We start from the raw sequence: 23,015 nt of genomic DNA on the forward strand, positions 1-23,015 counted from the left end.
GGGCGCTCTACCCACGCAGGATTGGCGTGTGGTACGAGCTTTCGAGGAGACCCATCAATGACCCATCCGCTCGTCGCAGCCCTTGAAGACGCCTTCCAGGAAGTTCGGAATCGCGATCTCAGCTTGGGCGAACGACTGAAGTACGTCGCCGATTGTGTCCGCACCAAAGGCCCCGACTTTGCCGCCGCGGTCGACGCGTTCGTCGGTCGGCTGGAGGCGGCGCAGGCCGGCAGTACCGCGCCGATGGTCGGCGAAGCGATGCCCGATTTCTGCCTGCCCGACCATGACGGACGGCTGGTCACGCTCGAAGCGCTGCTGGAGCGGGGGCCGGCGGTGCTCGCCTTTCACCGCGGGCATTGGTGCCCTTATTGCCGGCTCAACATGGTTGGCCTGGCCGAAATCCAACAGGCGGCAAAGCCGGCGCAGATCGTCGCGATTTCGTCCGAAGTGCAGCACTATACGCGCGTGTTGCGGGCCGAGGCAGGCGCCGAATTTCCGTTCCTGACCGATGTCGGCGGCGGCTATGCGCTATCGATCAACCTGGCGATCTGGGTCGATGAAGCGATGTCCGGCATGATCGGCGGGGCGGGATGGGACGTTCCCGGCTATCAGGGGGGCACGCCCTGGGTTTTGCCGGTTCCCGCCGTGTTCGTCGTCGGCCGCGACGGGATCATCGCCGCGCGCCATGTCGATCCGGACTATCGCCGCCGGATGGAACTCGACGCGTTACTCGACGCCGCCAAGCTGGTGAGCGCCTAAGGCGCGCGACCAGTCTGCCGACCTGACCAGATTGAGCAGCGCGGCGGCTTCGCGCGAGCGCGCCCGGCCCGCCACCGAATAGATCGCGACCGTCCGCCGCAGATCGAGCGCCGAGCAGGCAAGATGTCGCACCCGTGCCGAATTCATCGCGCTTGCCGGCATGATCGCGACCCCGAATTCAGCCACCACCAGCGCCTCGAGATCGCGATCGGAATCGACTTCATGGGCATGGTCGAGGCTGATGCCGGCCGCATCGAGCCGCCCGGTTTCGAACTCGGCCATGTCGGTATCGCCATGAATCAGAAATCGCGATTCACGGATCAGTTCGACGTCGAGGTCGATCTCGTTGCTCATCGCCAGCGGGTGGTTCACGCCGACGACCAGATCGAACGCCTCGCTGAACATCGGCCAAGTCTCGAGCCGGTCCCAGCTTTCGCCGATCGGCCCGCCGATCGCGAGATCGACTTCGCCATTCCTGAGCATCGCGGCGATCTGCGCGCCGGTGCCACGGCGCAGCTTGAGTTGCAGTCCCGCAAGGCTGCGGTGCATTTCACTGAGTGGCCGCATCAAGTGGACCAGATCGAGCGTCCGCGAGACCGCCAACGACAGCGACGGTACTTCCCCCTTGCGGATTCTGGTGGCCAGCGACTTGGCGGTAAGCGCGCTGTCATAGCATTGCTGAAGCAATGGGTGCATCCGGTTGCCAAGCGCGGTCAGGTGGGTGTTGCGTCCCTCGCGGCGGATCAGGTCGCCGCCGAGCTCGTCCTCCAACTGCTTGATCGCGCGCGTTAAAGCGGGCTGTGTGACATTACACTCTTCAGCGGCGCGCGTGAAATTGAGCACGCGCGCGACCGACAAGAAATAGCGGACCTGTTGCATTTCCATCGAATGCAGCCCCCTCCCCGGGGCGACCGCTGCGCTCTAGCAGCAAGCGCGATTACTGACTAGCGCACGGCGAAGCGCCGCTCGGCGATCCGACCGACGGCGATCGCGATGGCCATGCTCGCGACGGCCAGCACGGCATAGGGTTGGAGCAGTGGAATGCCGACCAGCAGCAACTCGTCGTTGCCGCCCGGGATGAGCAGGCTGCCCCAGCCCATCAGGACGCCGCCGCCAAGGCAGCGGACCGCCGCCTCGGGTGTTGGCGCGTGCAGCGTCAGCCGCCCCGCGGTCCATCCGCCGATCAGTGCACCGGCGAACAGCATCGCAAGCAACACGAGTTTGACAACCACGCCGTCGCTGCGGCCCTGCGCCAGCGATAGCAGGGCATAGGTATAGGCCCAAGGTCCGATCGCGATCAGCGAGATCGCGAAGACGATTCCGATCACCGCCGTCGCCCGGTGCGGCGTCCAGACATGGGCCGCGAACATTCGGGTACCGCCGGCGCGGATCGCCTCGACCGCGCGCCAGACGACGAAAACGCCGAAGGGCACCAAGAGCCATTTGGCGCCGAACAGGGGCGAATCGAGGCGCATTGGCGGAAATTTGCCGATCAGCGGCCAGATCGTCGCACAGCCCAGATAAAACCCGATCGGCGTCAGCAGATAGGCCCATTCGCCCGAGCCAAACCGGGCGATCGCGCCGAACACGCACGCGCGGGCGACGAAGGCGCCAAGGCCGAGCAACAGCCCGCCCGCCACCGCTGCGAGCGTTGCCGGATAGCCGATCGGGAGGGTTTCATGCCCGCCGATCGCGCGCCAGAGCAGCACGCCGCCGGCGACCCACAGCGCCGCCTCGGCCAAGGCGAGAAGGCGCCAGCCGGTACGCTTGGTCAGCACCTCGTCGACCGCCGCGACCATGCAGGTCGCGCCGCGCTGGATCGCATAGCCCATGATCGCTGCGCAGATCGCGGCGACCAGAAAGGCGAGACTCAGCAGCGCGACCGACATCGTCATCGTTTATTTGGCAGCATCGGCGGCAATGGCACGGGCGACCCCGGCCGCCATCTTGAACTGCGCGTCCTGCGTGGTGATGCCGTAGCGCTTGGCCATGAAGGTGAAATCGGTCCAGGCGAGCCATACACTGCCATCGGCCTCTTCGACGACAAGCATCCGCACCGGCCAATCGAGCCCGGCATAGCGGTTCGCCTGAAGGAATTGCACGCCGAGCGGCGGATTACCGAAGCGCACGATCACCGACTTGCCGATCGTCAGATTGGCTTCCTTGCCGAGCGCCTGCTGGTCGAGCGCATCGAAAAAGCGGACGCCTTTGGCGGCAATCGCTGCCTTGAGGCGATCGACCGTGTCGTCGAAGCCGTGATTGCTGCGGATCCGCACGATGCCCTCCGCCTTGGTGGCGGAGGCGGGCAACTGGGCGACCTGCCGCGCTTCGGCAGCGGTGGCGGAGACGGTCAGGGCAAATGCGAGAAGGATGGGGCGAGCGGGCATCAGTCGATCTCCGTTGCGGCGGGGGCTTCGCCGGGACGATCGCGTTATCGAGGATCACCCGCGCAAACTGGAATAGCAATGTCGCATCGAGTTGATGCCCGACTGCTATCGCTGCCGATGACTTGCGGCGTCGAACGACCGGGATGAGAGCGCTTCGCTGGCTGTCGGCTCAGCATCAGGAAACGTACGCTTTGGCCATCCGAGCCCCCGAAAGCGGCCGTTCGGCTCTCCCACCCATTGAAACCAAGGATGCTGCCGCGATCTGATCCGGAACTTGGGCTTAGACCCGGCGCCCAAGGACCTGGAGAGTCCCCTTGCCCAGTGAATCACCCGGTTGGCCCAGCGCTAACTGGGATTTGGCACAGACCAAGCTGGGGGTCACAGCGATGTTCCGGATGGTGGGCCCGTCGGGATTCGAACCCGAGACCTACAGATTAAAAGTCCGTTGCTCTACCGACTGAGCTACGGGCCCGCACCGTGGCGGACAATCGCGTGGCTGTGCCGTTAGGAGCGCAGACGCCGGCGGTCAACCGCGCAACCGGTGCCGGAGCTGCCCGACCCGCAATCCTGTGACCGGGTCGCGCCAGTCACGCGCGATCGCCGCCAGTGGATCGAGCACGAAGGCGCGGCCGCGAAACTGCGGATGCGGGAGCGTCACCGCGCGGTCGACCCAGCACCCGCCCGACCACAGGATGATATCGAGATCGATCACCCGTGCCCCCCATCGCCGTCCCCGGCGTCGCCCATAGGCGCGTTCGATCGCCTTGAGCCGGCGCATCAGCTCGGGGGGCGACAGCGTACTCTCGATGATCGCGACCATGTTCGCAAAGCGCCGGATCGACGGACCAATCGGCGGCGTGTCGATGATCGGCGAGGCGGCGATCACCCCGCCGATCGCCCGCAGCGCGGCCCGCACCTCTTCGCGCGGCGATCCGTGGCGGCCGCGTCGGTTCGATCCCAGGGCGATGGCATAGCTTTGCATCGGCATGGCTTGCGCCTATCGACCGATGATGTTCGCGCCAAGCCCGATCCCCGCCAGCGAGCCGCCGCACGATTGCCCGCGCTGCCCCCGGCTGGTCGCGCTGCGCCACGAATTGCGCATCGAGCATCCCGATTGGTGGAACGCGCCCTGCAATGCGTTCGGCGATCCCGACGCGTGGCTGGCGATCATCGGGCTTGCCCCCGGCAAGCACGGCGCCAACCGCACGGGGCGGCCCTTTACCGGCGATGCGGCGGGAGACCTGCTGTTTTCCACCCTCGCCAAATTCGGGTTGAGCGATGGGCAATATGAAGGGCGCACCGACGACACGCTTGGGCTGAAGGGCGCAATGATCGTCAACGCGGTCAAATGCCTGCCCCCCGCCAACAAGCCGACCCCGACCGAGATCCACGCCTGTCGCCCGTTTCTGGAGGGGCAGATTGCCGCGCTCCCCAACGCCCGCATCTTCGTGGCGCTCGGCCAGATCGCGCATCAGTCGGCGGTCAAGGTCCTTGGCGGGCGGTTGCCCAAGGCGCGCTTCGGGCATCTCGCCGAACACCTTTTGCCGAGCGGTGCGGTGCTGATCGATAGCTATCACTGCTCGCGCTACAACCAGAATACCGGGCGGCTGACGCCCGAGATGTTCGAGGCGGTGTTCGCGCGGGCGCTTGCTGTCAGGGAAGCGGGTTAGGACCGGGTCAGCCGGATATCGATCTCGCGATCCACAAATGCCCATTCGGCGCACGCCCTGAGCCGCTCGAGCATCTGGTCAAACGCTGCCTCCTGATCGGGCGCGAATTCGAACCAGGTGAGGAAATCGAAATCCTCGCCAAGATCGCGCGAATGATACAGCTTGCGCGCGATGCCGGGCAGATAGTCCAGCCCGATCGGCAAATGGCGTCCGGCGTCGTAGATGGCGCGGCGCTCGTCCTGTGCCATCGCCCACCAGTCTTCCGACTTGCGGATCGGGATCAACGCCGCCCGAGTCGATCCAGGGCGTCCCAGCCCCTCCTGCCTGGCGCGCAGGGCAAGCCGCTCGGGCGCCGTCGTATAACGAAGATGGCTCGCGGTGCCGTTGAGCGTCCACACCCCGTCAGCACCGCCTACAGCAACATGGGCCACCCTCGCCAAACCGGCACCGACCACCGGGGTATTCGAATCAACCCGCCACTCGCCCGCTTCGGCGCCGGCGAAACAGGTGATCGCAAGAGGCGGGCGGTGCGTCATTGGGCGAGACCATAGTGCCGGGCGTGTTGAGAAGATTACCGATTCTTGCTATGCCAGTGATGCCGAAGAATGGGATTTTGACCGTGCATCGCTTTTCGATCGCTGCCTGCGTTCTGTTGACGGTTTCCGCGACGGCGGCAAGCGGCGCGCCGCACGCGCCCGCCGCAGCCCGCCCGATCTGTCAATCGACCGCGGCCAAGGCCGCTGCCGATGCCAAGCCGCTGCGCGCCCACCCGATGACAGAGGAACCCAATGCCCGGGAGATCCTGACGGTCCTTCGCACGATCGACGGCTGTTCTCGGCCCGTCGTCATCAGGGATGATGTCGGCGCTGAACCCCGCCGCTAGAGCAGGATGACACTTGGTCGATTCATCCACTATCCGGGTGAAGTCATCAGACTTTAGATATCCTGGACCAGCCGCCCATAGAGTTCGGGTCGGCGATCGCGAAAGAAGCCGAAGGCGGCACGGTGGCGCTTGACGCGGTCGAGGTCGAGCGTTGCGGTGATCACGCCTTCCTCCTCGCGGCCGAGCTCGGCGAGGATGTCGCCGCGTTCGTCGGTGATGAAGCTGGTGCCGTAGAAGGTCTGGCCCCCTGGTTCTCCATCGGGCTCCGTACCCACGCGATTGGCCGCTACCACCGGTACGACGTTCGACACCGCATGCCCGACCATCGCCCGCCGCCACAGCCGTGCAGTATCGAGCCCCTCGTCATGCGGTTCGCTGCCGATCGCGGTCGGGTAGAACAGGACCTGCGCGCCCATCAGCATCATCGCGCGCGCCGTCTCCGGATACCATTGGTCCCAGCAGATGCCGACGCCGAGCGTGGTGTCGGCAGTGCCGGAGGGCCCGGGCCACACCTTGAAACCCGTATTGCCGGGGCGAAAATAGAATTTCTCCTCATAGCCCGGCCCGTCGGGGATATGGCTCTTGCGATAGACTCCCTCGACCTTGCCGTCGGGGCCGATCATCGCGAGGCTGTTGTAATGGTGCGGGCCGTCCGCCTCGAAGAAGCTGGTCGGGATGCTGATCTTCAGTTCGGCAGCGAGCGCCTGCATCGCCAGCACCGCCTTGTGTTCGCCGACCGGCTTCGCCGTCGCGAACAGGCCCTCGTCCTCGACGCGGCAGAAATATTCGCCCTCGAACAGTTCGGGCGGCAGCACGACCTGCGCGCCGCGCGCTGCCGCCTCGCGTACCAGCCGCGCGACATGGGCGATATTGGCATCGATATCGGGGCCGAACGCGAGCTGAAGCGCGGCAACGGTGATCTCAGTCATCGGCATGATCCTATAGCGTGACGCCGAACCGGGCGGCGATGATTGCCGTTGCGAGATAGAGTAGCACGGTCAGTGCGCAACCCGTTGCCAGGCTGGCCCAGAACGAAATGCCGTGGCGGAGCAACGCCGGGATCAGCGCGAACATCGGCAGCGAGGGGATGACGTACCACAGCGTCGCCCCGGCATGCGACGCCAGCCTTTCGGGGTCATGCGTGTCGCGCCACAGAAAGATCATCCCCAGCACCGAAACCAGCGGCAGCGACGCGACGACCGCGCCGGCCACCGGGCTGCGCCGGGCGATCAGCGCGACGGCGGCGACGATCGCCCCGGCGAGCAACGCCCGGGCGACGAACGCGAAGATCGTCATCCCGGAATCTGCTGGCTGATGCAGTGGAAACTGCCGCCGCCGGTCAGGATATGATCGGCGCGCTGGCCGACGACCTGCCGGCTCGGGAAAAGCTCGGCGAAGGCCGCCACCGCCGCGTCGTCATTGTGCGATCCATAAAGCGGCACGACGACGGCTGCGTTGCCGATGTAGAAATTCATGTAACTTGCCGGCACGATCTCCTCGTCGTGCAGGATCCGCCCGGGCGACGGCACCCGCACCACCTCGACCCCGAATGCCTGGGCCTTCTCAGCGGCAAGCTGATAGATGCGCCAGTTGGGGTCGTTGTCGGTCCCTTCGGGGATCGCCAACCGCCCTGGCGCCACGAATCGCGCGAGATTGTCGACATGCCCGTCGGTATGATCGTTGAGCAGCCCCTCGCCGAGCCAAAGCACGTCGCTGAAGCCCAGGTCGCGCTTCAGATGGTCGGCGATGACCGCGCGTGACAGCCCCGGGTTGCGATTGGGGTTGAGCAGGCACTGCTCGGTGGTGACGGCAAGGCCCGTGCCGTCGCCGTCGATCGCGCCGCCTTCGAGTACCCAGTCGCATTCCCGGAGCGCGACGCGGCGGCTGCGCCCGAGCCGCGCGCCGATATCATCGTCGCCGGGCAGATCATATTTGCCGCCCCAGCCATTGAACTGAAAATTGCGCGCCTCGTGCGGTGAGACGAAGATCGGCGCGGTATCGCGCAGCCAGATGTCGCCGAACGGTTCGACGATCACCTCGGCGAAGGGCGCGAGCTTGGTCGCAGCCCGGCGCGCTTCGGCATCGGCAGCAACGAGGATTACTTTCTCGCCAGCCCCTGCTGCATGGACGGCCTCGGCAAAGGCGGCAACCTCGGCGCGCGCCGGGCCGATATCGTCGGCCCAGAGCTCGGGATGGCTGGGAAAGCCGATCCAGACCGCCTTGTGGGGCGCCCATTCGGCAGGCTGGACTGGCCTCGTCACGCTCGGCGCCCCTATTGGCCTTGGCGCGATTTGTCTCGAATCACGCGGAATTCGGCGGTCTTGTACCAGTTGGGCCAGCTCGTGCCCTCGGCCAGCTCGCGTCCCAACCGGTAGTAGAGCGTCAGATCGGCGACCGCGCCCGACCAGTCCCAGTTGGCGTCATATTCGTCCTGCGGCTTGTGATAGCGATTGGTGACATAATCCTCCGCCGCGGCATGGCCCGCGGCGCTTCCGCCCTTGACCAGATCCTCGCCCGACCCGCCGTCGAGCATCGGTACGCCGAGCTTGGCGAAACTGAAATGGTCGGAACGGAAATAGCCGCCGCGCTCGGGGTTGGGCTCGGGCTTGATCACCCGGCCCTGCGCTGCCGCGAGCGGGACGATCAGGTCCTCGAGTTCGGATTTGCCCGCGCCGGTGACCACGAAATCCTTGGTCAGGCCAAGCACGTTCAGGCTGTCCATATTGACCCCGCCGACGGTGTGCGACAGCGGATAGACCGGGTGTTCGGCATAATATTGCGACCCGAGCAGCCCCGATTCCTCGGCCGTCACCGCCATGAAGGCGATCGAGCGCCGCGCCGGCCCCGCCTTCACATTGGCCTCGGCGAGCGCGACCAGCCCGGCCATGCCGCTGGCATTGTCGACCGCGCCATTGCAGATGTCATCGCCCTTGACCGCATCGCAGCGGCCAAGATGGTCCCAATGCGCGGTATAGAGGACATAGTCCTGCGGCGCCGCCGTGCCGGGCAGCACGCCGATGACGTTCTTCGATGCCTGGCGGCGGATGCTGTTGCTGAACGACACCGACGCGGTCACGCCGAGTGGCACGGCCTTGAACCCCTTGACCTTCGCTGCTGCCGACAGCGCGTCGAAATCCTTGCCGGCGCTTGCGAACAGTGCCTTGGCGCTCGCCAGCTGGATCCAGCCGATCGCCTGGCTCTGGTCGAGATGGTCGCCCTTGGCATCGAGTTCGAGCTGCGGCCCGGTCCAGCTCGACTGCACCACGCCCCAGCCATAGGCGGCGGGTTCGGTATCGTGCACGATCAGCACCGCGGCGGCCCCCTGCCGCGCGGCTTCCTCGAACTTGTAGGTCCAGCGCCCATAATAGGTCATCGCCCGGCCCTCGAACAAACCGTCGAGCGTCGGCGTCTGCCAGTCGGGATCGTTGACCAGCACGACCACGGTCTTGCCCTTGACGTCGAGCCCGGCATAGTCGTTCCAGCCGCGCTCGGGGGCGTTGATGCCATAGCCGACGAACACCACCGGGCTGTCCTTCAACGCCACCTTGGGCGTCACGCGATAGGTGCCGACGACCATGTCGGTGCGATAGGCCAGGCTGAGCGGGGTCTTGCCGCCCGCGAAGGTGATCGGCGACACGTCGCTGCCGGTGATCTCGACCAGCGGCACGTCCTGCACCCAGCTGCCCTTATTGCCCGGCTTAAGCCCCGCCGCCTTGAAGCGGTCGATGATATAGGCAACCGTCTTGTCCTCGGCCGGCGTCGCGGGTGCGCGCCCCTCATAGGCGTCGGAGGACAATTCCTTGTCGACGGTCTTCAGCGTTTCGACCGAAATCGGCGACACCTGTTGCGCGCTGGCCATGCCGGCAGTGGAAAGCAAAAGCAGGATAAGCAACGCGCGCATCGACAGATACTCCGGTGGGACGGGCAGGCGGGGCCCTTGTGACAAGCGGCCATGCGCTTGTCCACCGGCAGGCGCACCAGCGAACCGGTGGGCAAGTTCATTCGACCCGATCCGAGCCCATCGACCGGTTGACCGCGATCGATCCGGGCATATCGTAAAGGCGTAACAGGTTGGGGGAAAAGCTGATGCGGCAGATGGTGCGCCTGCTTGGGCCGGCGGTGCTGGCGTGCCTGCCGATGATTGCCGCGCGTGCCGACGAAGGCGCCGCCGCGCGATTCGGCGCGCGCGAGAATGTCCAGGACATCAGCCTGTCGCCTGATGGCAAACGTGTGGCATTTATCGTGCCCAGGGCAGGCCAGGGCACCACCCTGTTCGTCGCCACTCTCGATGGCCCGCCGCCCAAGCCGATCATGACGAGTTCGGGCAAACCCGAACGCCTGTCGAAATGCAACTGGACGTCGACGACCCGACTCGTTTGCCGCATCTTCATGATTCTCGACGGCGCTGGCGACAATCTGTTCTTCACGCGCGTCATCGCGGTCGATGCAGACGGGTCGAACGTCAAGCTGCTCACCCCGCGCGATAGCTGGCGCGCCCTGGGCATCGTGCAATCAGGGGGTACCGTGATCGACTGGCTCGGAGAAGAGGGAGCGACGAGCGTGCTGATGACGCGTGCCTATGTCCCCGAGGACAATCGCGGCACCCTGATCGCCGAGGATCGTAAGGGGCTCGGCGTCGACCGGGTCGATACCGTGTCGCTCAAGCGAAGCGTTGTCGAAGGCCCGCGCCGCAACGCCGCCGAATATATCAGCGACGGCCATGGTGAAATCCGGGTGATGGGAATCCAGATCAAAGCGGACGAGACCTACAACGCTGATCGGATCGAATATACCTATCGCCTGCCGGGCGATCGCAGCTGGAAGAAGCTGAGCAGCTTCACCTATGACGGCGGCAAGGGCAGAGGATTCAATCCCGATGCGGTCGATCGCGATCTCAACATCGCCTACGGCTTCGATGATGCCAATGGCCGTCTCGGACTGTACCGGGTCACGCTCGACGGAACGCTCAAGCGCGAACTCGTCTATGCGCGCGACGACGTCGACGTCAGCGGGCTGATCCGGATCGGCCGCGACAGGCGCGTCGTCGGTGTCAGCTACGTCACCGACAAGCGGTCGGCGGTGTTCTTCGATCCCGAGCTGAAAAAGCTCGCCGCGTCGCTGACCAAGGCGCTGCCTGGCCAGCCGCTGCTCACCTTTGTCGATGCAAGTGCTGGCGAGCAGCAATTATTGCTGTTTGCCAGCAGCGATGTCGATCCAGGGCATTATTATCTCTTCGACAAGACGACGCACAAGCTCGGCGAAGTCCTCCCTGCCCGCCCCGAACTCGCGCAGACCAAGCTCGCGACGGTCAAGCCGGTGACCTTCGCCGCAGCGGATGGCACTCAGATCCCGGGCTTTCTCACTCTGCCGGTCGGGGGTACGGGCAAGAATCTGCCCGCGATTGTCATGCCGCACGGCGGCCCCGGCGCGCGCGACGAATGGGGATTCGACTGGCTGGCGCAATTCTTCGCGCATCAGGGTTATGCCGTCCTCCAGCCCAATTTTCGGGGCTCGACCGGCTATGGTGAAGGCTGGTTCCAGGATAATGGCTTCAAATCGTGGCGCACGGCGATCGGTGACGTCAACGATGGCGGGCGCTGGCTGGTCGCGCAGGGGATTGCCGCGCCCGACAAGCTCGCGATCGTGGGCTGGTCCTATGGCGGCTATGCCGCGCTCCAGTCGCAAGTCCTCGACCCCGATCTGTTCAAGGCGATCGTGGCGATCGCCCCGGTCACAGATCTCAACATGCTCCGCGAGGAATCGCGCAACTTCACCAACTTCATCTCGGTCGACAATTTCATCGGTCAGGGGCCGCATGTCCGCGAAGGATCGCCGCTGCAACATGTCGACATGATCAAGGCGCCGGTGCTGATCTTTCACGGCGACAAGGATCTCAATGTCGGCGTGGGCGAATCCCGCGCGATGACGGGTCGCTTGAAAAGCGCGGGCAAGTCAGTCGATTACGTCGAATTCCACGGTCTCGATCACCAGCTCGACGACAGCGCGGCGCGGACGGAGATGCTTGGCAAGGCCGATGCGTTCTTGCGAACGGCGCTCGGCATAAAATGACCAAAAAAAGGGGCGGCCCCGGTGGGACCGCCCCTCTTGTCGAGTTGAGCGCCGTTAGGCGGGACCGCGGTCCTGCCAGTCGTTCGCAGGGATTATCCGGACCAGCGAGCGATCGTCCGCCGTCTCAGCGCGAATAGAATTCCACCACCAGGTTCGGCTCCATCTTCACCGGATAGGGCACTTCGTCGAGCGTCGGCACACGAGTGAAGGTGACCTTGGCCGCACCGTCGGGGGCGACATATTCGGGGATGTCGCGCTCGGCGAGGCTCTGCGCTTCCATCACCAGCGCCATTTCCTGCGCCTTGCTGCCAAGCGTGATCTCGTCGCCCGGGAAGCAGCGGCGCGAGGCGATGTTGCACTTCACGCCATTGACCTTGACGTGGCCGTGGCTGACCAGCTGGCGCGCGGCGAAGATCGTCGGCGCGTACTTGGCGCGATAGACGATCATGTCGAGCCGCTGTTCGAGCAGCCCGATCAGGTTCTGGCCGGTATCGCCCTTCATGCGCGCGGCTTCGTGATAACAGGCGCGGAACTGCTTTTCGGTGACGTCGCCATAATAGCCCTTGAGCTTCTGCTTGGCGCGCAGCTGGATACCGAAGTCGGACACCTTGCCCTTGCGGCGCTGGCCGTGCTGGCCGGGGCCGTATTCACGCTTGTTGACCGGGCTCTTCGGGCGACCCCAGATATTCTCGCCCATCCGGCGATCGAGCTTGTACTTGGCGCTTTGGCGCTTCGACATGAGTATTCCTTTGCAATTGCCAACGACGACCGCGTGCCCGGTCGGGCGCGCGATATCCCGGTCATCGCTCTGTGCTGATCTTTGGGGGATCGAACCAGGGCCACCGCTTCACCGGGGTGCGGGGCCATTTGCGAAGGCGCGCGGGTAGCCGGGCCGGCGGCATGAGTCAAGCTGGACAGGCGCGCGGCGCTTCGCCAGAAGCGCGGGCCATGAGCGACACCATTCTGCCTGAAGCGATTAAACCGGGGCCCGACTGCACCAGCATGGTCGAGGTCCGGGCCGGCGTCGACCAGGTCGACCGCGAGCTGATCGCGTTGCTCGACCGGCGCTTCGCCTATATGGCGGCGGCGGCGCGGATCAAGCCGACCCGGGACAAGGTCCGCGACGAGGCGCGCAAGGCGCAGGTAATCGGCAACGCCCGCGCCGATGCGGCGCGGCGTGGCCTGCCGGATGAGGCGATCGCGGCGCTGTGGAACGATCTGGTCGAGGCGTCGATCGCCTATGAGATGGACCTGTTCGACAAGCGTTAGGAGCGGGGTCTATCCGCCGCGCCGCGGCCTTGGCCGGTCGAGCGTCGAGAGCACCCCGCGCATCGTCCGCACCTCCTGCGTCGACCAGCCGGGCTTGGTGAGCAGCGTGCGCAACGTCCGCTTGGTGGTCACCGTCCGATCGGGCGGGAAGAAATAGCCCGCGTCGGTCAGCATGGCGTCGAGCTGGTCGAGCATCCCTTCCAGCTCCTCCTGCGGCGCGGGCGGGGGCAGGTCGGTTTCGGGCGGACTGGCGAGCGCCACCCCCTTGCTCCATTCATAGGCGACCAGAATCACCGCCTGCGCCAGGTTGAGCGAGCCGAATTCGGGATTGATCGGGACGGTGATGATCGTCCGGGCGAGCGCGACATCGTCGGTCTCAAGCCCGGCGCGTTCGGGCCCGAACAGGATGGCCGCGCGCGACGATGCCGCGTGGATATCGCACGCGGCCTGTTCGGGGGTGACGACCGGCTTGGTGACGCCGCGCTTGCGTACCGTCGTCGCGTAGACCTGCCCGCAATCGGCGACGGCAGCGGCGACGCTGTCGAACACCGTCGCGTTCTCAAGCACGATATCAGCGCCTGAAGCAGCGGGCCCGGCGGAGGGATTGGGCCAGCCATCGCGCGGGGTGACCAGCCGTAACTCGGTGAGCCCGAAATTGAGCATCGCGCGCGCCGCCTTGCCGATATTCTCGCCGAGCTGGGGGCGGACGAGGACGATGACGGGGGGTGGGGCAGGTGGAATGGACTGTGTTTCACCAAGATCCCGCTCGCCCCGAGTAGGCGTCGAGCTTGTCGAGATGCCGTATCGAGGGGGCCGTGCCGCAAAGCGCTTCTTGGCCGCAGCCGATACTGCGGCCCAATCCGATCGAAACAACGCCTCCTTTTTGGCGCGTGACGAGTCGTTGACCTGAGCCTCGGCTTCCAATGCCTCGATCCGCGATGGAAACGCCTGCGACCACATCAACGTGACGGGTCGCCTTGAATGGGTATAGCCCTCAAAGGTGCCGCTGTCATGCTGGCTAAGGCGTTGTTCGAGATTATCGGTATGTCCGGTGTAGTAGGTGCCGTCGGCACAGCGCAGGATGTAGGCCCAGAATGTCACGTGCGTGGCATATCCCTCGATGCGCCATCTCGACAAGCTCGATGGCTACTCGGGACCAGCGGTGTGTTTTGGGCATGGTGGCAGATCGCAGGCACACCCTTCACCCCTTGCCCACCTCCGCCACATTCCCGGCGAATTCCTCGAAATCGCGGGCCTCGCGGAAGTCCTTATAGACGCTGGCGAAACGGATATAGGCGACCGAATCGAGCTCCTTGAGGCCATCCATCACCAGTTCGCCGATCCGCTTCGACGGGATTTCGCTGTCACCCAAGGTTTCGAGCTGGCGCTGGATGCTGGTCACGAGCTTCTCGATCCGAACCGCGTCGATCGGCCGTTTGCGGCAGGCGATCGATACCGACCGCATCAGTTTTTCGCGCTCGAACGGTTCGCGCCGATCCTCGCTTTTCAGGACATAGAGGTCGCGCAGCTGGATCCGTTCGAAGGTCGTGAAGCGCGCCGCGCAGCCTTCGCACTGCCGCCGCCGGCGGATCGCCGCGCCGTCCTCGGTCGAGCGGCTGTCCTTGACCTGGCTGTCGTCATGACCGCAAAAAGGGCAGCGCATTCAGCCCCGCTTCTTCGCACGGTAATAGGTATAGCCCGCCCCCGCGAGCGCGCCGAAAATCGGTCCGACAAACGGCACCGGAATCGCGATCACCGCCCCGATGCCGGCGCCGATCGCCATTTTCCGGCGCAGCGCCTTTTCGTCCACCGTCATCGTCGGGCTCCCTCGGGTCACATTCCTTCGGGATAGATGGGGAAGCGCGCGCACAATGCCAGCACCCGCTCGCGGACATTGGCCTCGACCTGTGCGTCGCCGGCTTCGCCATTCTTGGCGAGACCATCGAGCACGTCGGCGACCATATGGCCGATCTCGCGGAATTCGGCCGGGCCGAAGCCGCGCGTCGTGCCGGCGGGCGAGCCGACGCGGATGCCGCTGGTCTTGGTCGGCGGCAGCGGGTCGTTGGGGATGCCGTTTTTGTTGCAGGTGATGCCCGCGCGTTCGAGCGCCTCGTCGGCGTCCTTGCCGGTCACGCCGAGCGGGGTCAGATCGACCAGCGCGAGATGCGTGTCGGTGCCGCCCGCGACCAGATCGCAGCCGCGTTCTTTCAGTGTCGCGGCGAGCACCTTGGCGTTCTCGACGACGGCGGCGATATAGCTCTTGTAGCCGGGCTCGAGCGCCTCGCCGAACGCGACCGCCTTGGCAGCGATGACGTGCATCAGCGGGCCGCCCTGCAGCCCCGGGAACACCGCCGAGTTGAACTTCTTGCCCAGCGCCTCGTCGTTGCTGAGGATCATGCCGCCCCGCGGCCCGCGCAGGGTCTTGTGCGTCGTCGTCGTGACGACATGCGCGTGCGGCAGGGGCGAGGGGTGCGCGCCGGCCGCCACCAGTCCGGCGAAATGCGCCATGTCGACCAGGAAATACGCCCCCACGTCATCGGCGATCGCGCGGAATCTGGCGAAATCGATCTGGCGCGGATAGGCCGAGCCGCCGGCGATCAGCAGCCGCGGCTGATGCTCGCGGGCCAAGGCCGCGACCTCGTCATAGTTGATCAGGTGGGTTTCTGGGTCGACGCCATAGGAGACCGCGTTGAACCACTTGCCCGACATCGCCGCCTTGGCACCATGGGTCAAATGCCCGCCCGCGTCGAGGCCAAGCCCCATGATCGTCTCGCCCGGCTTGACCAGCGCCAGCATCACCGCGCCGTTCGCCTGCGCGCCCGAATGCGGCTGGACATTGGCATAGGCGCAGCCGAACAGCTGCTTGGCGCGGTCGATCGCCAACTGCTCGACGACGTCGGACGGGTGGCAGCCCTGATAGTAGCGCTTGCCCGGATAGCCTTCGGCATATTTGTTGGTGAAGACCGACCCTTGTGCCTGCAACACCGCCTTGGAGACGATATTCTCGCTGGCGATCAGCTCGATCTGGGTCCGTTCGCGGGTCAGTTCCTGCTCGATGCCGGCGAAGATCGCGGGATCGCTCTCGGCCAGGCCGCGGGTGAAAAAACCGTCGGGCTGAACGTCGCTCAGGATCTGCGGATTGGTGCTCATGCCGAAATTCCTTCCAGGGGGGCCACGCCGAGCTTGTCGACGCGATGTTGATGGCGACCGCCGGCAAAGGGGGTGGCCAGAAAAGCGGTGATACAGGCGCGCGCCATTTCCTCGCCGATCAGCCGGGCACCCAGCGCGATCGCGTTGGCGTCGTTGTGCGACCGGGCGAGCGCGGCGGACAATGGCTCCGACACGTGCGCACAGCGGCACCCCGGGTTACGGTTGGCGGCGATCGCGATGCCGATGCCCGACCCGCAGAGCGCAATGCCGCGATCGGCATGGCCGCCCGCGACCGCATCGGCCAGCGCCGCGCCATAATCGGGATAGTCAACGCTTTCGGGACCGTGGGTGCCGAGATCGAGCGTCTCGTGACCCTGCTCGGCCAGCCAGGGGAGCAGCGCCTGTTTGAGCGCGAAAGCGGCATGATCGGACGCGATGGCGATGCGCATGGCGGCGCAGGACTCCATGGGATGGCGGTTTGTTGGCGGGCTTCTAGTCAAACCCGGCTCGGAACGCCACACCCGATCGACCCCGATATCGTCGTGTGCTAGCGGCACGCCACCCGGCAATCACATCACGATAGCGCCACAAGGCCGTTGTCGGCGACGATCGGTGCGGCTAGGCACAGCGCTTGCCATGAACGCCTCTGCCGATCCCGCCGCCGCCCGGGCGCATCTCGTCGACGTGCTCGTGCGCACCGGCAACGAGGATCGCGCGGCGCTCAGCGAACTCTATTCGCTGACCTCGGCAAAACTATTTGGCATCGTCTTGCGTATCTGCGGGGAGAGGCAGGCAGCGGAAGACGTGTTGCACGAAGTTTATCTCACGGTGTGGAAGCGGGCGAGCGGCTATGAGCCGGGGCGCGCGAGCCCGATCACCTGGCTGGCGACGATCGCGCGCAACCGCGCGATCGACTGGCGCCGCGCGCAGGGCGTGCGGCAATCGATGCCGATCGAAGACGCGCCGCCAATCGCCGACAAGGCACCACTCGCCAGCGAGTCGATGGTCACCGACGAGGAAAACCGGCGGCTCCACCTCTGTCTCGACACGCTCGACGACCCGCAGCGCGTCGCGATCCGCACTGCCTTTTTCGAAGGCGTGACCTATGCCGAACTCGCCGAGCGCCAGTCGGTCCCGCTCGGCACGATGAAAAGCTGGGTCAGGCGCGGCCTGCTCCGCTTGCGGGAGTGCGTCGAGTCATGACCGATCAAGTCCTGCCCGATGGCGATCCCGACGTGATGGCCGCCGAATTCGCGCTCGGACTGCTCGAGGGCGAGGCGCTCGCGGCGGCGATGCGGCGGACCCTTGAAGAGCCGGGCTTTGCGGCCGAGGTCGAACGCTGGCGCCTGCATTTCGGCACGCTGTTCGAGTCATGGCCGGCGGCGACCCCGCCGGCGAACGGAATCGACCGGCTCGACCGCGCGCTCCGCCCGGTGCCGGCCAAAGATGCCGCCAACGACGATGCCCCGGGCCTGCCCCGGATCCGGCTCTGGCAAGGGATCGCCGCTGCCACCAGCGCGCTCGCGGCCAGCCTGTTGTTCGTGGTGATGTTCCGCCCGGCGCCGCCGTCGTTACCGGTCGCGCCGGTGGTGGCGGCCCGCGCGCCAATCCTCGTCGCCGCGATCGTGCCGGTCAAAAACGGCGCGCCGATCCCGGCGGTGTTCGATCCGGCATCGGGAGATTTGCGCGTCGCGGCCACTACGCTGACCGATCCGGCGCATAGCGCCGAGCTGTGGATCATCGCGGCCGACGGCGTGCCGCACTCGCTCGGTGTGCTCGCTCCCGATCAGCCAGAAGTCGTTTCCATCCGCGGCCCGCAGCGGACGCGCTTTGCCGCCGGATCGACGCTCGCCGTCACGATCGAGCCGATCGGGGGATCGCCCTCGGGCAAGCCAACCGGCGCGGTGATCGCCGCGGGCGCACTCGCGCTTATCTGATCGCTGATCTGCAACGGTTCGTCTCAAGTGCAGCCGATAGAGGCGTCCGGGGCAACGGCCCCGCCGTAGCTCTGCCCGCATCCGCCCCGGGATGCGCTGAGGAGTTCAGTCTCATGAAATCTGTTTTTCGTCTGTCGATTGCCGCCGCCGCGCTTGCGCTTGGTGGCGGGTCGCTCATCGCCGGTTCGTCCAACCCGATGGTTGGCGGCGCGGCCATGTATCCCACCAAGAACATCATCCAAAACGCCGTCAACTCGAAGGATCACACCACGCTCGTCGCGGCGGTCAAGGCCGCCGGGCTGGTCGAGACGCTGTCGGGCCCGGGACCGTTCACGGTATTCGCCCCCACCAATGCCGCTTTCGCCAAGCTGCCGGCCGGCACGGTCGATACGCTGCTCAAGCCCGAAAACAAGAGCACGCTGACGTCGGTGCTGACCTATCACGTCGTGCCCGGCAAGATCAGCGCCGCGCAGCTCGCCGCCAAGATCAAGGCAGGCGGCGGCAAGGCCAGCCTCACCACCGTTCAGGGTGGTAAACTGACCTTCGCCAAGGCGATGGGGGGCTACACTGTTTCCGATGCCAAGGGCGATACCGCCAAGATCACGATCGCCGATGTCAACCAATCGAACGGCGTCATTCATGTGATCGATGGCGTAATGCTACCATAGCGCCTTGGCCGCGAAGGCGTTCGCGATGGATCGTCCTACCATCGTCGACGTCCAATAAAAAGCGAGGTCGCCGCATCCTTCCCTGTGGCCGCGCCGTAGCTTCGATGCTTTCTCCCAGAGAAAGTCATGGGGTGCTCGTCCCTCCCAGTGGCACCCTTGAGCCTGCCGTCGCCCCCCGACGGCAGGCTCTTTTGTGTTTTCGCCGCGTCCGCAGGGCGGAAACGCCTTTGCTTTGTCCCGGCCGGGCGGTATCGGGGCCTAGCTTCGGCACCCAGGAGAGCTCAGCATGAAAGCCCCGCGCAATCGCGCCGTTCGCAGTGCGGTTCACCGCCACGATCATTTGAGCAAGCAGGGCCTGCTCGAACGCGCCTTCACCTTTGCGTTTCGTGGCCTGGTCTATGCGCAGATCTGGGAAGACCCGGCGGTGGACATGGAGGCGCTGGCGATCACGCCCGATTGCCACATCGTCCAGATCGCCTCGGGCGGTTGCAACGTGTTGAGCTACCTCACCGCCGATCCGCGCGCGATCACGGCGGTCGATCTCAACACCGCGCACATCGCGCTCAACAAGCTCAAGCTAGTCGCAGCCCGCGAACTGCCCGATTACGAAGCGTTCAACCGCTTTTTCGCGCGCGCCAATTCGAAGCAGAACATCGCCGCCTACAAGCGCTATGTCCGCCCGCATCTCGATGAGCCGACCAGAAGTTACTGGGAAGGCCGCGACATGATCGGCCGTCGGCGGATCGGCGGCTTTGCCAAGGGCGTCTACAAGCGCGGGCTGCTCGGAAATTTCATCGGTGCGGCGCATTTTCTCGCGCGGCTGAACGGTGTCAATCCGCGGGTGATGCTCGCCGCCAATTCGATGGAGGAGCAACGCGAGATTTTCGACCGGGACATCGCCCCGGTGTTCGACAAGGGCTTCATCCGCTGGCTGACCGATCAGCCGGCATCGCTGTTCGGGCTCGGCATTCCGCCGGCGCAATATGAGGCGCTCGCCGGCGACAACAAGATGGCGGTGGTGCTGCGCCAGCGGCTCGAAAAGCTGGCGTGCGATTTCGATCTCAAGGACAATTATTTCGCGTGGCAGGCCTTTGGCCGGGGCTATGGCGAAGGGCCGCTGGCCTCGCTGCCGCCCTATCTCCAGCAGGAGAATTATGCCGACATCGTCGCCCGCGTCGATCGGGTCGAGGTGCGCCATGCCAATTTCATCGATTATCTGCGCAGCATGCCCGACGGCTCGCTCGACCGTTATGTGCTGCTCGATGCGCAGGACTGGATGACCGACGCTATCCTGACCAATTTGTGGAGCGAGATTACCCGCACCGCCAAGCCGGGCGCGCGCGTGCTGTTTCGCACCGCCGGCATCGAGACGATCCTCCCCGGTCGCGTGCCCGAGCCGATACTGTCGCGCTGGGATTATCGCGCCGAGCAATCGCTGGATTACACCAAGCGCGATCGCTCCTCGATCTATGGCGGCGTCCACCTCTATATTCTGAAAGCGGCCTGAGCACGGCCATGACCGAGGCCAGCCATGCCGGGCATATGGATGCGATCTACCGGACGCAGCGCCATTTCTATGATCTCACCCGCAAATATTATCTGCTCGGGCGCGACCGGCTGATCCGCGACCTTGCTCCCCCCAAGGACGGCACCGTGCTCGAAATCGGCTGCGGCACCGGGCGCAACCTGATCGCGGCGGCGCGGGCATGGCCCGAGGCACGCTATTTCGGGATCGATATCTCGGCGGCGATGCTCGAAACCGCGCGCGCCAAGGTCGCGGCGGCGGGCCTGAACGACCGGATCACGCTCGCGCAGGGCGATGCGACCGCGTTCGACGCGCCGGCGCTGTTCGGTGTCGCGGCGTTCGACCGCATCTTTCAGAGCTATACGCTGTCGATGATCCCCGATTGGCAGGGCGCGCTACGCGAGGGCGCGGGCAAGCTGGCCCCCGGCGGGCGGCTCGACATCGTCGATTTCGGCCAGCAGGAGCGGTTGCCCGGCGCATTCCGGTCGATGTTGTTCGCATGGCTCGCCCGGTTCGATGTCGAGCCGCGTCAAGCCCTGCCCGAAGCGCTCGATCAGATCGCGGCGGCGCAGCGACTGCGCGCCCGCTTCACGCCGCTCTATCGTGGCTACGCCTGGGCAGGCCGAATCGCCGCATGACGCCGCCGTCTTTCGCCCGCCTGCTCGGGGCCGCCGGCTTGTTGCCGCAACTCGCGGTCGCCTTCGTGCTGCTCGAACATAACAACGAACTACGCTTTTCCGCGCTGGCGATGGGCTATGCCTATGCCGCACTGATCCTCAGCTTTCTGGGCGGACTGTGGTGGGGATTGGCGGCCAAGACGGCGGCGGCACCGGCGTGGCTCTGGGCAGTGGCGGTGCTGCCGTCGCTGATCGCGCTGGGCAGCGCGGCGCCCTGGGCGGTCGGCGAGCCGTGGCCGGGGCCGTCGCTGATCGTTCTGGGCGTCGCGCTGATCGCCGCGCTGGGGGTCGACTGGCAGCTTCAGCGCACCGCGATCGCGCCGCCGTGGTGGTTGAAGCTGAGGGTGCCGCTGTCGGCGGGATTGGGCACGCTGACGATCCTGCTGGCGTATCTGTAGGGACTTTTGGCTGCAAGAAGCGTATGTTATGCACCAGCTTCGATCGGGAATGCTGAAACATGCCGCGGCTATCCAGAGCTATCATCGCGTTGGCGAGCCTGTTCTTGTCGGCGCAAGCGCACGCCGAATGGCTGGAGGCGAAGACCAGCCGCTTCACCATCTATGGCAACATGTCGACGAAGAAAATGCAGCTGTTCGGCGATCGGCTCGCCCGGTTCGATGCCGTCCTGCGCAGCCTGCTGACCCTACCGCCCGCCGAGCCCGGCGAGAATAATCCCGTCACCATCTACGTCGTGCGCGATATCGCCGCGGTGCAGCGGCTGCACGGCCGGAGCGGCGGCAATATCGCCGGCTATTACGACGCCGTGGCCAGCGGCCCCTATGCGGTGATGCCGCAGACGACCGACGACGGCGATTTCACGTGGCAGGTCCTGTTTCACGAATATGTCCATCATCTCACGCTGGGCAACAGCGACGCCTATTATCCGGGCTGGGTGGCCGAGGGGCTGGCCGAATTCTTCGGCACGCCCGATCTCGACCGCGACGACAGCGTCAAGATCGGCCTGCCCAACAACGTCCGCGCCGCATCGATCCTGAGCGGTTCGCCGATGCCGGTGGCCATGCTGGTCGCCGACCGCTGGCTGCCCGATGGTCCGGCGGTCGATCAGAAATATGCCCGCGGCTGGCTGCTGATTCACTATCTGCTGCTCGGCCACAAACGCCCCGGCCAGTTCAAGCGCTACATGGTCGCAGCGAATAGCGGCATGACGTCGCTCGAGGCGGCCAAGGCGGTATTTGGCGATCTCCACAAGCTGGACGGCGAACTCAATGCCTATCGGTCGGGCAAGATCACGGTCGCGGTCCTTCCCGTTGCCGATCTCCATCCCGAGCCGGTCACGCTGCGCCGCCTCGACCCGGCCGAAACCGCAATTATGCCACTGCGGATCCGCTCGGCGACGGGAGTCGATGTCAAAGAGGCCGCCGCGCTGGTCGATCCCGCCCGCCGCATCGCCGAAGCCTACCCCGATCACCCTTGGGTGCAACGGGTGGCGGCGGAAATCGATCTCGACGCGGGGCGCGACGCCGATGCCGAGGCTGCCTGCGATGGCGCGCTCGCAGTCGATCCGCGCAACGTCGACGCGCTGATCATCAAGGGCCGGATCCACAGCCGCCGCGCCGTCGCCGCCAAAGCGGCATCGCCAGAGATCTGGCGCGAGGCGCGCAGTTGGTATCTCAAGGCCAACCGGATCGATCCCAATTACGCGCTGCCGTTCATGCTGTTCTACGACAGCTTTGTCGCGGCCGGCCAGCCGCCCACCGCCAATGCCGTGGAGGGGCTGCTGCGCGCCGCCAAGCTGGTGCCGCAGGATGACGGGCTGCGCATCCGGGTGACGATGGCGATGCTCGCCCGGGGCAATCTGCCCGCCGCGCGGCAGATGTTGCGGCCGCTTGCCTATGGTCCGCATCGCGGCGGCGACAATCCGGCCGCCAAGCTGCTGGCGCTGCTTGAGGCAACGAGCGATCCGAACGTCGCGCGCGCTGCCGCTGCCGAGGCGGGGCTCAAAAGCGATCCCGAATAGCGCCGCCGATCATTGCGCGCGACGACACAGCCTTGTCCCGCTT

At 65.7% G+C, this 23,015-nt stretch carries 27 protein-coding genes and 1 tRNA gene; 12 read left to right on the forward strand and 16 right to left on the reverse strand.

Going from position 1 to position 23,015, the window contains the following annotated elements; all coding sequences use genetic code 11:
- Positions 1-57 precede the first annotated feature (57 nt).
- The gene (locus B7Y43_RS00835) at positions 58-759 is read left to right on the forward strand and encodes a peroxiredoxin-like family protein (protein WP_374129711.1); all 702 of its coding nucleotides are present in this window, start codon (positions 58-60) and stop codon (positions 757-759) included.
- Here B7Y43_RS00835 and B7Y43_RS00840 read toward each other — a convergent pair.
- From B7Y43_RS00840 to folK, 5 genes are all read right to left on the reverse strand, one after another.
- Positions 727-1,644: a LysR family transcriptional regulator gene (locus tag B7Y43_RS00840; RefSeq protein ID WP_374129712.1), complete on the reverse strand. Its 918-nt coding sequence runs from the start codon at positions 1,642-1,644 to the stop codon at positions 727-729. The genes B7Y43_RS00835 and B7Y43_RS00840 overlap by 33 nt on opposite strands.
- 59 nt (positions 1,645-1,703) lie before the next feature.
- Positions 1,704-2,654, reverse strand: a complete 951-nt coding sequence (locus tag B7Y43_RS00845) for a YeeE/YedE thiosulfate transporter family protein (RefSeq protein ID WP_374129713.1) — start codon at positions 2,652-2,654, stop codon at positions 1,704-1,706.
- Between the two features lie 3 nt (positions 2,655-2,657).
- Positions 2,658-3,146 carry a DUF302 domain-containing protein gene (locus B7Y43_RS00850; protein WP_374129714.1) on the reverse strand — a complete coding sequence of 163 codons (489 nt, stop codon included), beginning with the start codon at positions 3,144-3,146 and terminating at the stop codon, positions 2,658-2,660.
- Positions 3,147-3,542: 396 nt separating this feature from the next.
- Positions 3,543-3,618 (reverse strand) — tRNA-Lys (locus B7Y43_RS00855).
- Positions 3,619-3,672: 54 nt separating this feature from the next.
- Positions 3,673-4,134, reverse strand: a complete 462-nt coding sequence (folK, locus tag B7Y43_RS00860) for a 2-amino-4-hydroxy-6-hydroxymethyldihydropteridine diphosphokinase (RefSeq protein WP_374129715.1) — start codon at positions 4,132-4,134, stop codon at positions 3,673-3,675.
- Between the two features lie 19 nt (positions 4,135-4,153).
- On the opposite strand from folK, the gene B7Y43_RS00865 reads away from it, so the two are divergent.
- Positions 4,154-4,816, forward strand: a complete 663-nt coding sequence (locus tag B7Y43_RS00865) for a uracil-DNA glycosylase (RefSeq protein WP_374129798.1) — start codon at positions 4,154-4,156, stop codon at positions 4,814-4,816.
- On the opposite strand, the gene B7Y43_RS00870 is transcribed toward B7Y43_RS00865, so the two are convergent.
- Positions 4,813-5,352 (reverse strand): chlorite dismutase family protein, encoded by a 540-nt coding sequence (locus tag B7Y43_RS00870; protein ID WP_374129716.1) that lies wholly within the window; start codon positions 5,350-5,352, stop codon positions 4,813-4,815. The genes B7Y43_RS00865 and B7Y43_RS00870 overlap by 4 nt on opposite strands.
- 83 nt (positions 5,353-5,435) lie before the next feature.
- On the opposite strand from B7Y43_RS00870, the gene B7Y43_RS00875 reads away from it, so the two are divergent.
- Positions 5,436-5,699, forward strand: a complete 264-nt coding sequence (locus B7Y43_RS00875; RefSeq protein WP_374129717.1) for a hypothetical protein — start codon at positions 5,436-5,438, stop codon at positions 5,697-5,699.
- A 53-nt stretch (positions 5,700-5,752) separates the two neighbouring features.
- Here B7Y43_RS00875 and aguB read toward each other — a convergent pair whose 3' ends face one another.
- From aguB to B7Y43_RS00895, 4 genes are read right to left on the reverse strand one after another with little or no spacing between them, the layout of a single operon-like run.
- Complete coding sequence (aguB, locus tag B7Y43_RS00880; RefSeq protein ID WP_374129718.1) at positions 5,753-6,628, reverse strand: N-carbamoylputrescine amidase; 876 nt, start codon at positions 6,626-6,628, stop codon at positions 5,753-5,755.
- A 10-nt stretch (positions 6,629-6,638) separates the two neighbouring features.
- Entirely contained in the window at positions 6,639-6,995 is a 357-nt protein-coding gene (locus tag B7Y43_RS00885) for a DUF3147 family protein (protein WP_374129719.1), read from the reverse strand.
- The gene (locus tag B7Y43_RS00890) at positions 6,992-7,960 is read right to left on the reverse strand and encodes an agmatine deiminase family protein (protein ID WP_374129720.1); all 969 of its coding nucleotides are present in this window, start codon (positions 7,958-7,960) and stop codon (positions 6,992-6,994) included. Before B7Y43_RS00890 ends, B7Y43_RS00885 begins: the two co-directional genes overlap by 4 nt.
- Positions 7,961-7,971: 11 nt before the next feature.
- The gene (locus B7Y43_RS00895; protein ID WP_374129721.1) at positions 7,972-9,600 is read right to left on the reverse strand and encodes a M28 family metallopeptidase; all 1,629 of its coding nucleotides are present in this window, start codon (positions 9,598-9,600) and stop codon (positions 7,972-7,974) included.
- 185 nt (positions 9,601-9,785) lie between these two features.
- Between B7Y43_RS00895 and B7Y43_RS00900 the strand changes: the two genes are divergently transcribed.
- Positions 9,786-11,768 carry an alpha/beta hydrolase family protein gene (locus B7Y43_RS00900; protein WP_374129722.1) on the forward strand — a complete coding sequence of 661 codons (1,983 nt, stop codon included), beginning with the start codon at positions 9,786-9,788 and terminating at the stop codon, positions 11,766-11,768.
- Positions 11,769-11,892: 124 nt separating this feature from the next.
- On the opposite strand, the gene rpsD is transcribed toward B7Y43_RS00900, so the two are convergent.
- A complete protein-coding gene (rpsD, locus tag B7Y43_RS00905) occupies positions 11,893-12,507 on the reverse strand; it encodes a 30S ribosomal protein S4 (protein WP_374129723.1) in 615 nt (204 codons plus the stop codon).
- A 209-nt stretch (positions 12,508-12,716) separates the two neighbouring features.
- On the opposite strand from rpsD, the gene B7Y43_RS00910 reads away from it, so the two are divergent.
- Positions 12,717-13,037 (forward strand): chorismate mutase, encoded by a 321-nt coding sequence (locus B7Y43_RS00910; protein WP_374129724.1) that lies wholly within the window; start codon positions 12,717-12,719, stop codon positions 13,035-13,037.
- Positions 13,038-13,046: 9 nt separating this feature from the next.
- Here B7Y43_RS00910 and B7Y43_RS00915 read toward each other — a convergent pair whose 3' ends face one another.
- From B7Y43_RS00915 to rpiB, 5 genes are all read right to left on the reverse strand, one after another.
- Positions 13,047-14,138: a TrmH family RNA methyltransferase gene (locus B7Y43_RS00915; RefSeq protein WP_374129725.1), complete on the reverse strand. Its 1,092-nt coding sequence runs from the start codon at positions 14,136-14,138 to the stop codon at positions 13,047-13,049.
- 100 nt (positions 14,139-14,238) lie between these two features.
- Positions 14,239-14,700 carry a transcriptional regulator NrdR gene (gene nrdR / locus B7Y43_RS00920; protein WP_374129726.1) on the reverse strand — a complete coding sequence of 154 codons (462 nt, stop codon included), beginning with the start codon at positions 14,698-14,700 and terminating at the stop codon, positions 14,239-14,241.
- On the reverse strand, positions 14,701-14,853 hold the full coding sequence (locus B7Y43_RS00925) for a hypothetical protein (RefSeq protein WP_374129727.1): 153 nt from the start codon (positions 14,851-14,853) through the stop codon (positions 14,701-14,703).
- A gap of 17 nt (positions 14,854-14,870) precedes the next feature.
- Entirely contained in the window at positions 14,871-16,187 is a 1,317-nt protein-coding gene (gene glyA, locus B7Y43_RS00930) for a serine hydroxymethyltransferase (protein WP_374129728.1), read from the reverse strand.
- Positions 16,184-16,636 (reverse strand): RpiB/LacA/LacB family sugar-phosphate isomerase, encoded by a 453-nt coding sequence (gene rpiB / locus B7Y43_RS00935; RefSeq protein WP_374129729.1) that lies wholly within the window; start codon positions 16,634-16,636, stop codon positions 16,184-16,186. The genes glyA and rpiB overlap by 4 nt, the downstream gene beginning before the upstream one ends.
- Before the next feature lie 187 nt (positions 16,637-16,823).
- On the opposite strand from rpiB, the gene B7Y43_RS00940 reads away from it, so the two are divergent.
- From B7Y43_RS00940 to B7Y43_RS00970, 7 genes are all read left to right on the forward strand, one after another.
- A complete protein-coding gene (locus B7Y43_RS00940) occupies positions 16,824-17,390 on the forward strand; it encodes a sigma-70 family RNA polymerase sigma factor (RefSeq protein WP_374129730.1) in 567 nt (188 codons plus the stop codon).
- Positions 17,387-18,124, forward strand: a complete 738-nt coding sequence (locus B7Y43_RS00945) for an anti-sigma factor domain-containing protein (RefSeq protein ID WP_374129731.1) — start codon at positions 17,387-17,389, stop codon at positions 18,122-18,124. Before B7Y43_RS00940 ends, B7Y43_RS00945 begins: the two co-directional genes overlap by 4 nt.
- Before the next feature lie 113 nt (positions 18,125-18,237).
- Positions 18,238-18,792, forward strand: coding sequence for a fasciclin domain-containing protein (locus tag B7Y43_RS00950; protein WP_374129732.1), 555 nt, complete (start codon positions 18,238-18,240; stop codon positions 18,790-18,792).
- Positions 18,793-19,078: 286 nt separating this feature from the next.
- Positions 19,079-20,299: a DUF3419 family protein gene (locus B7Y43_RS00955; RefSeq protein ID WP_374129733.1), complete on the forward strand. Its 1,221-nt coding sequence runs from the start codon at positions 19,079-19,081 to the stop codon at positions 20,297-20,299.
- 8 nt (positions 20,300-20,307) lie between these two features.
- Positions 20,308-20,955 carry a class I SAM-dependent methyltransferase gene (locus B7Y43_RS00960; protein WP_374129734.1) on the forward strand — a complete coding sequence of 216 codons (648 nt, stop codon included), beginning with the start codon at positions 20,308-20,310 and terminating at the stop codon, positions 20,953-20,955.
- Positions 20,952-21,392 (forward strand): DUF3429 domain-containing protein, encoded by a 441-nt coding sequence (locus B7Y43_RS00965; protein WP_374129735.1) that lies wholly within the window; start codon positions 20,952-20,954, stop codon positions 21,390-21,392. The genes B7Y43_RS00960 and B7Y43_RS00965 overlap by 4 nt, the downstream gene beginning before the upstream one ends.
- A gap of 59 nt (positions 21,393-21,451) precedes the next feature.
- Complete coding sequence (locus B7Y43_RS00970) at positions 21,452-22,972, forward strand: DUF1570 domain-containing protein (protein WP_374129736.1); 1,521 nt, start codon at positions 21,452-21,454, stop codon at positions 22,970-22,972.
- Positions 22,973-23,015: the final 43 nt, after the last annotated feature.

Source organism: Sphingomonas sp. 28-62-20 (assembly GCF_002281505.1).

Coding starts and splice junctions, on each gene's coding strand:
- B7Y43_RS00835 (WP_374129711.1), top strand. CDS start 58: ATGACCCATCCGCTCGTCGCAGCCCTTGAAGACGCCTTCCAGGAAGTT.
- B7Y43_RS00840 (WP_374129712.1), bottom strand. CDS start 1,644: ATGGAAATGCAACAGGTCCGCTATTTCTTGTCGGTCGCGCGCGTGCTC.
- B7Y43_RS00845 (WP_374129713.1), bottom strand. CDS start 2,654: ATGACGATGTCGGTCGCGCTGCTGAGTCTCGCCTTTCTGGTCGCCGCG.
- B7Y43_RS00850 (WP_374129714.1), bottom strand. CDS start 3,146: ATGCCCGCTCGCCCCATCCTTCTCGCATTTGCCCTGACCGTCTCCGCC.
- folK (WP_374129715.1), bottom strand. CDS start 4,134: ATGCCGATGCAAAGCTATGCCATCGCCCTGGGATCGAACCGACGCGGC.
- B7Y43_RS00865 (WP_374129798.1), top strand. CDS start 4,154: ATGATGTTCGCGCCAAGCCCGATCCCCGCCAGCGAGCCGCCGCACGAT.
- B7Y43_RS00870 (WP_374129716.1), bottom strand. CDS start 5,352: ATGACGCACCGCCCGCCTCTTGCGATCACCTGTTTCGCCGGCGCCGAA.
- aguB (WP_374129718.1), bottom strand. CDS start 6,628: ATGACTGAGATCACCGTTGCCGCGCTTCAGCTCGCGTTCGGCCCCGAT.
- B7Y43_RS00885 (WP_374129719.1), bottom strand. CDS start 6,995: ATGACGATCTTCGCGTTCGTCGCCCGGGCGTTGCTCGCCGGGGCGATC.
- B7Y43_RS00895 (WP_374129721.1), bottom strand. CDS start 9,600: ATGCGCGCGTTGCTTATCCTGCTTTTGCTTTCCACTGCCGGCATGGCC.
- B7Y43_RS00900 (WP_374129722.1), top strand. CDS start 9,786: ATGCGGCAGATGGTGCGCCTGCTTGGGCCGGCGGTGCTGGCGTGCCTG.
- rpsD (WP_374129723.1), bottom strand. CDS start 12,507: ATGTCGAAGCGCCAAAGCGCCAAGTACAAGCTCGATCGCCGGATGGGC.
- B7Y43_RS00910 (WP_374129724.1), top strand. CDS start 12,717: ATGAGCGACACCATTCTGCCTGAAGCGATTAAACCGGGGCCCGACTGC.
- nrdR (WP_374129726.1), bottom strand. CDS start 14,700: ATGCGCTGCCCTTTTTGCGGTCATGACGACAGCCAGGTCAAGGACAGC.
- B7Y43_RS00925 (WP_374129727.1), bottom strand. CDS start 14,853: ATGACGGTGGACGAAAAGGCGCTGCGCCGGAAAATGGCGATCGGCGCC.
- glyA (WP_374129728.1), bottom strand. CDS start 16,187: ATGAGCACCAATCCGCAGATCCTGAGCGACGTTCAGCCCGACGGTTTT.
- rpiB (WP_374129729.1), bottom strand. CDS start 16,636: ATGCGCATCGCCATCGCGTCCGATCATGCCGCTTTCGCGCTCAAACAG.
- B7Y43_RS00940 (WP_374129730.1), top strand. CDS start 16,824: ATGAACGCCTCTGCCGATCCCGCCGCCGCCCGGGCGCATCTCGTCGAC.
- B7Y43_RS00945 (WP_374129731.1), top strand. CDS start 17,387: ATGACCGATCAAGTCCTGCCCGATGGCGATCCCGACGTGATGGCCGCC.
- B7Y43_RS00950 (WP_374129732.1), top strand. CDS start 18,238: ATGAAATCTGTTTTTCGTCTGTCGATTGCCGCCGCCGCGCTTGCGCTT.
- B7Y43_RS00955 (WP_374129733.1), top strand. CDS start 19,079: ATGAAAGCCCCGCGCAATCGCGCCGTTCGCAGTGCGGTTCACCGCCAC.
- B7Y43_RS00960 (WP_374129734.1), top strand. CDS start 20,308: ATGACCGAGGCCAGCCATGCCGGGCATATGGATGCGATCTACCGGACG.
- B7Y43_RS00965 (WP_374129735.1), top strand. CDS start 20,952: ATGACGCCGCCGTCTTTCGCCCGCCTGCTCGGGGCCGCCGGCTTGTTG.
- B7Y43_RS00970 (WP_374129736.1), top strand. CDS start 21,452: ATGCCGCGGCTATCCAGAGCTATCATCGCGTTGGCGAGCCTGTTCTTG.